General features: G+C 65.8%; 6 protein-coding genes. 1 reads left to right on the top strand and 5 read right to left on the bottom strand.

Annotation, left to right across the window (positions count from 1 at the left end; translation table 11 throughout):
• Window positions 1–155: 155 nt before the first annotated feature.
• From KCH48_RS42775 to KCH48_RS41690, 3 genes are all read right to left on the bottom strand, one after another.
• A complete protein-coding gene (locus KCH48_RS42775) occupies window positions 156–719 on the bottom strand; it encodes a hypothetical protein (RefSeq protein WP_246886764.1) in 564 nt (187 codons plus the stop codon).
• A gap of 198 nt (window positions 720–917) precedes the next feature.
• Window positions 918–1,895, bottom strand: coding sequence for an endonuclease/exonuclease/phosphatase family protein (locus KCH48_RS41695; protein WP_210582856.1), 978 nt, complete (start codon window positions 1,893–1,895; stop codon window positions 918–920).
• 172 nt (window positions 1,896–2,067) lie between these two features.
• On the bottom strand, window positions 2,068–2,331 hold the full coding sequence (locus KCH48_RS41690; RefSeq protein WP_210582855.1) for a hypothetical protein: 264 nt from the start codon (window positions 2,329–2,331) through the stop codon (window positions 2,068–2,070).
• A 1,005-nt stretch (window positions 2,332–3,336) separates the two neighbouring features.
• Between KCH48_RS41690 and KCH48_RS41685 the strand changes: the two genes are divergently transcribed.
• Window positions 3,337–3,789 carry a hypothetical protein gene (locus KCH48_RS41685; protein WP_210582854.1) on the top strand — a complete coding sequence of 151 codons (453 nt, stop codon included), beginning with the start codon at window positions 3,337–3,339 and terminating at the stop codon, window positions 3,787–3,789.
• Between the two features lie 90 nt (window positions 3,790–3,879).
• On the opposite strand, the gene KCH48_RS41680 is transcribed toward KCH48_RS41685, so the two are convergent.
• Together KCH48_RS41680 and KCH48_RS41675 are read right to left on the bottom strand one after the other, a co-directional pair.
• Window positions 3,880–4,404, bottom strand: coding sequence for a transposase (locus tag KCH48_RS41680; RefSeq protein WP_246886765.1), 525 nt, complete (start codon window positions 4,402–4,404; stop codon window positions 3,880–3,882).
• Window positions 4,401–4,940 (bottom strand): winged helix-turn-helix domain-containing protein, encoded by a 540-nt coding sequence (locus KCH48_RS41675; protein ID WP_210582852.1) that lies wholly within the window; start codon window positions 4,938–4,940, stop codon window positions 4,401–4,403. The genes KCH48_RS41680 and KCH48_RS41675 overlap by 4 nt, the downstream gene beginning before the upstream one ends.
• Window positions 4,941–5,294: the final 354 nt, after the last annotated feature.

Here is a 5,294-nt window from a genome sequence, read left to right as displayed (position 1 = left end):
TCTGCTGCGGTGCTGGGACGGCACCTGCACCACCTGCGGCCGCTCCCTCACCAGAACAAGAACCTAACGAAGCACTACTAGCTGGCCTGGGCGTCCAGCACAAGCTCAGCAATCGGCGTCAGGACGACTGTGGGCGGTCACGATTTTGGCTGCGTCTACGGATGCCGGACGGCATGGCGTAGCCGCTTTTCCACCTCGTACCGGTTGAGACCTTGTGCCTTCGCGTACTGGGCCACTGCGTCCTGGACAGCCGCTGCGGCTTCGCGCCACGCCCGGCGTTGCCGGTCGCGCTCCTCCGGCTCTTCGAGCCGCTGCAGCTGGAGATGAGCGTCGTCGGCCGCCTGCTGGAGCGTAACGAGCTCATCGGGGAGCCCGTTTCGGTGCAGCGGCGGGTGGGAGGGCGCGGCATCTGTCTGAGCTCCTGCCTCGGACGGTGCCGGCGCCGTCTCAGCAGCAGGAGAAGCAGGCCGGGCCGGGACTGGGGCTGGAGCGTTCGGGGCAGAAACGGACGGCTTGCAGGTCGGTCGGTTGCGGCTGGCGCGGGCAGGGGCGCCGGGCGCAGGGACGGGTGGCAGCTGGGTGTCGTCACTGCGGAGGTCCTCGAGGCGGTCGCGGTCGGTGTCGGTGACCCAGAAGCGGTGCGTCGTACCGCCGACCCGGAACTGCACCGGCACGATGGTGCCGGCCGCCGTCCGGCGTATGAGGTCGTCGAACATCACGTCGCGCAGCTTGGGTGTGGCGTGGAAGCGACCGCAGCGGCGTACGCCGTCCGGGCAGGGGTAGAGGGCGCGGATGTCGCAGCGCCAGAAGTCAAGGACACGAAAGCCGGAGACGACGCGCAGGTCACCGCTCTTGGCGATGACGTAGGCAGGCAGGCTGTCGCTGCGGGTCCGTCCGATGCAGCAGCGTCCCTCGGGTCAGGCCTCGGGGATCGCGAACTCCACCCACAGCGGGTAGTGGTCGGAGACGTGCCACGACAGGTCGTTCAGCGTGCCGGTACCGCGCATCTCGGGCACAAAGTCGATGTGACCGCCGCGGACGACGTCCAGCCTCAGAACGGGCTGGCGCTCCTCGCCCTGGGTGAACCAGGCGATCTGGTCGTAGAAGTGCTCGGCGCCCGGGTCGTCGAAGATGGTCCTCGGCAAGCCGTCCAGCTGCGGAGCGGGCACCAGCCCAGTGGAAGTGAACGCCTTGAACAGTGGGTCGCCGGCGCGGTCGATGTTGAAGTCGCCGAGCGCGATCAGGTTGTGGTCCCAGCCGAACTCCCGCTCCGCCCAGGAAGCGAGCCACTTCGCGATCGCCCGCAGCTCCGGCACCCGGTCGGCCGCGTCCTGGCCGTAGAGGACGTGCAGCGTGACCAGGGTGAACGTCTGCCCCTGGGAGTAGAAGCTGACCGCGTACGGGGTACGGGCGAACTGCCGGTCCAGATCACCCGGAGGAACACCCGCCTCTTCCTCGATCGGGACGACGAGTTCGCAGGCCAGGCCGGACAGTTTGACCCGGCGGGTATCGAAGAGGAAGGCGAGGCGTTCGTTGTTGCCGACCCTCCCTTTGGTCACGTCGGTCAGGACGAATGCCCAGTGCTCCCCCAGCACCTTGAGCAGGTAGCGTAGCGCCCGCAGATCGCCGCGCACTTCCTGTACCGCCACTACATCGAACCGGCGGACCACCGAAGCGATGACGTGGACGTCGGTGAAATTCCGCTTGGGTGAGGCTCCTTCCGCTGTCGTCCACGCCTTGGTCAGACCTGAGAAGGCCCGCAGGTTCCACGTCGCGATCCGCAGTTTCGAGCCGGACCTCTTCGGCTTCACCGACTCGTCAAGGACTGCCTCCCATCGTGCGAGGCGCTCCGCCGCCCGCTTGGGCGGCTCCAGGATGTCGGCTTCAGACGGCACGGAATCCTCCTCGACACAGGAGCCGGACCGTACGAGCGTCCAAGATCACACACAGTCGGCACAAGACCCGATCCAGTGACAAAGAGATACCCCCAGCCAGGTTTATCTCGGGGGAGCAGCTGGGGGTATCAGGCTTCAGGCGGGGCGGATACATCAGGACGTGCTCAGGTTGCTACACCATCCAGAGTTGGCGCACAGACTTGCCGTCCTTGGACCTAATGAGGATCTCGTTCCCACCCTCGGTCTCCTGCTCCACAAGGTAGAGCAGCGCAACGGCTCGCCTCACGGTCTCGGTGATCGAGATGTGCTTGTTGTCCTTATACCACCTGAGCTTGGCCGCCGTGTCTGCGTTGATGTTTACGCTGAGCCGGCTCACTTCACCGGTCGGCGCCAGCGGATCGGTTGTGGTGTCGGTCGACGTCGACTTTGAAGGCATGGCAAAGCTCCCATTTCCAAGGTGTCGCAAAGCTCGGACACGACAGCCATCGGCCCGCCCCGCAGTGCGAGCGAGCCCGACGATTGTGCGTGGACACGTTTTGGCGCCTATGCCGCATACATAACGAAGCACCCCTTGCGCCCCGTTACGCCGTGACCCCCATTGATCCCCCAAGGCGGCATCGGCGGTGCGCACCTGCCGGCAGGGCCATGTCGCCAGGCACAGGGAGAACAGGTCTCCATTGGCGCCCCCTTCGTCCTGCCAGACGGAATGCGTAGTGCCATGTTCCTCGATAGCACACCCCGTGTCAAGTTCTTCAGTACATGATGCGGCATGGATACACACTGCATGTGTATCTGATGTTGAGTAAGATCACATATGGTGTGCTATCCTCCCTCACACAGAAGGCTGGGGGCTCTGCGCCTCTACCGCCAGTCCATCGCCCTAGGGCGGGCCTTCGAGGGGACACCACGCATGGACAATCAGGGATCGAGGTACCGGGGATCTGTCCGCCCCGTACGTCGTGTGGTGTTGATCTGCAGCCACGCAAACTGGGAACTGCCCGGCCTCCATGAGCTTCGGAAGGTTCGACAGCGGTCCCCGCAGATCATCGAATTCATCGGGCCTGCCGAAGAGGAACCGTCATGCACGACCGAGATCCTGCTGGCTGAGTACGAGGTTCCTCGGTCAGGCAGCGAGATCTGGAAGCTGGGCCCACCACTTGAGCTGATCGCCTGCGCGCAAGGCACAGGCGGGTGTATTCACACGTAAGTGGACGCACAGGGGCATGGAGCCGAACACGAGGGGGTCCCTCAGGGGCCTCCAGACAAGCACATACGCGAGTTAGAGGTCCCTCAGGAGCCTCCCCGCGAGTTAGCCGAAGACGAATTCTCCAAGGGGGAAGACGACTTCTTCCGGCTGGGTCCATGGATGCCGTGGATGTCTCCCGATCCGCCCACCATTCCCCGACAGCACGGCAGCCCGGACACGGAGATCTGATTCCCAATGCCCGCAAGTGACCAGGACCTGACGGAGGATGAGACGCCTGCTGCTCTGGAAAGCAGCCCCTTCTACATCCTCAGAGATCACATCCAAGGGCAGAGGCCACAAGGCCTGACCGGCCCAGAGAGGACGCCCAGCAGCCTCCCTTCAGGCCAGCCGGACCCCCTGGGCGAGTTCGAAGAGGACGACCAACCCGACACAGGCCGCACTGTCCTCTCCAAGCCGTTCAACCCGCAGGAAGGCATGCACAAGACCAGGACGCGGCTGGCAATGGGCCTGCTAATCCTCGTCGGGGTGCTCGCGCTCGCTCCCACAATCGCCCTGATATTCGGTGACGGTCTGCAGTTCACAACCGAGGACTACCGAGAAGTCAACTCCATGTTCACCCCTGTCATAGCGCTGGCCAGCGCAGCCTTCGGCTTCTTCTTCGCTTCCGACGACCGCACTCGCCCCTGACGTAGCGCCCGTTGCCCGCGAGCCCATAGGGAGCGCTGACCTGGTGACAGTTCTGGTCTCCCAGGTACTGACATTCAAAGCGTGATGTCGTCATGGTGGGGCGAGCGCAAGTCCAGTTCCGGTGAGGCAGCCGTCGAGGACGTCGTGGCGGTACTGGAGCTGGCGTAGGCCCCGCCGGACGGCGGTGATCAAGTCCTCAGCGTCGGCGAACGCGCGGTTGGCCGTGGTGCGCCGCAGTACCGACCAGATGCCCTCGACCGGGTTGAGGTCCGGTGCGTAGGGCGGGAGTTGATAGACGGTGAGCCAGTCGCGTTCGGCGATGTAGCGGCGCATCCCAGCCGTCAGGTGGGTGTTCAAGTTGTCCCACACCAGTACGATCGGGCCGCCGAGCTGCTGGTGCGCGGTCTGGATCAGGTCGCGGTAGTCCTTCCAGGAGAAGCTCTTGCGTCCGTCGGATCGGGCGTCCGGGCAGGGCCGGTAGATAAGCCGCGCGCGTTCGCCGGTTTTGTAGCAGGCCAGGGCGGCGACGGATAAGCGGCGGCGTGAGCGGCCCCGCACGCGTACGACCGGAGTGCGGCCGCGGCGGGCCCAAGTGCGGGCGGTCGGCGGCGTCATCGAGAATCCGGCCTCGTCCTCGAAGACGAGCCAGGCATCGAGCGCCGCCACGGTCCTTCCACGCTCGGCCAGGTCTCCTTCACCCAGCCGGCCACCGCCTCCTCGTCGCGCTCCACCGCCCGGCGGGCCGGCATCTGGCAGCTCCAACCGTGCCGTTTGAGCAGCGCGGCTACACCCTGCACGGTGTAGCTCTTATGGAACCGGCGCCCGATGAGGGTCTTGATCCGTGACAGGGTCCAGGTCTGGTCCGGCCAGCCGTGCGCCACCGGCCCCTTGGCCAGCTCCTGCTCCAGCACGGCGAACAGCTCGTCACTGAGCAGCGGCAACGACGCCGGCCCTTTGGAGGCCAGGGCTCTCGGCCCCTCCTGAGACCAGGCCCTGCGCCAGCGCTGCACTGACCGGACGCTGACCCGCAGGTCGCGCGCGATGACCGCGTTCTCGTCGCCCTGGGCGAACCGCTCGGCCGCCTCCATCCTCAACTTCTCGCGGAAGGCCCGCCGCTCGTCGGTCAGCCCGCCCCCTTGCGCATACCTCATGCAGTCGGCATACCGCAGGGATCAGGAGCCGTCAGCCCTTGCCGACACCACGCTTTGAAGCTCAGTAGCCACGCTCGCCGGCATCATCGCCGGACCGTACAACGACCCGGGAGCGCCAGTCCCGACGAATTCGCCACCCTCATCTCCGAGTTCCTCGAGTGACCCCGTGACGGCGGGTGCCCCACCTCACAGCGGAGTCCGTGCGGCACAAGGAACAACCCGAAGCGGTTGACCGTTCACCTATATGTGGCTGCGGAGGGGACAGTGTCCCCGGGCCTCACCTACAGCCCATGGGGACGATCGTCCGGCTGAAGCCCCATGGAGCCCTCCGCCGAGAGGCGACCGCCCTCCGCA

Origin of the sequence: Streptomyces sp. GESEQ-4, from assembly GCF_017948455.1 — a bacterium.
Lineage (GTDB): Bacteria > Actinomycetota > Actinomycetes > Streptomycetales > Streptomycetaceae > Streptomyces.
The sequence above is the reverse complement of the archived record's forward strand: the minus strand, read 5'-3'. Positions and strand labels throughout refer to the sequence as shown.

Excerpts from the sequence above, each read along its gene's own strand:
- KCH48_RS41690 (WP_210582855.1), bottom strand. The coding sequence starts at position 2,331 with ATGCCTTCAAAGTCGACGTCGACCGACACCACAACCGATCCGCTGGCG.
- KCH48_RS41685 (WP_210582854.1), top strand. The coding sequence starts at position 3,337 with ATGCCCGCAAGTGACCAGGACCTGACGGAGGATGAGACGCCTGCTGCT.
- KCH48_RS41680 (WP_246886765.1), bottom strand. The coding sequence starts at position 4,404 with ATGACGCCGCCGACCGCCCGCACTTGGGCCCGCCGCGGCCGCACTCCG.
- KCH48_RS41675 (WP_210582852.1), bottom strand. The coding sequence starts at position 4,940 with ATGAGGTATGCGCAAGGGGGCGGGCTGACCGACGAGCGGCGGGCCTTC.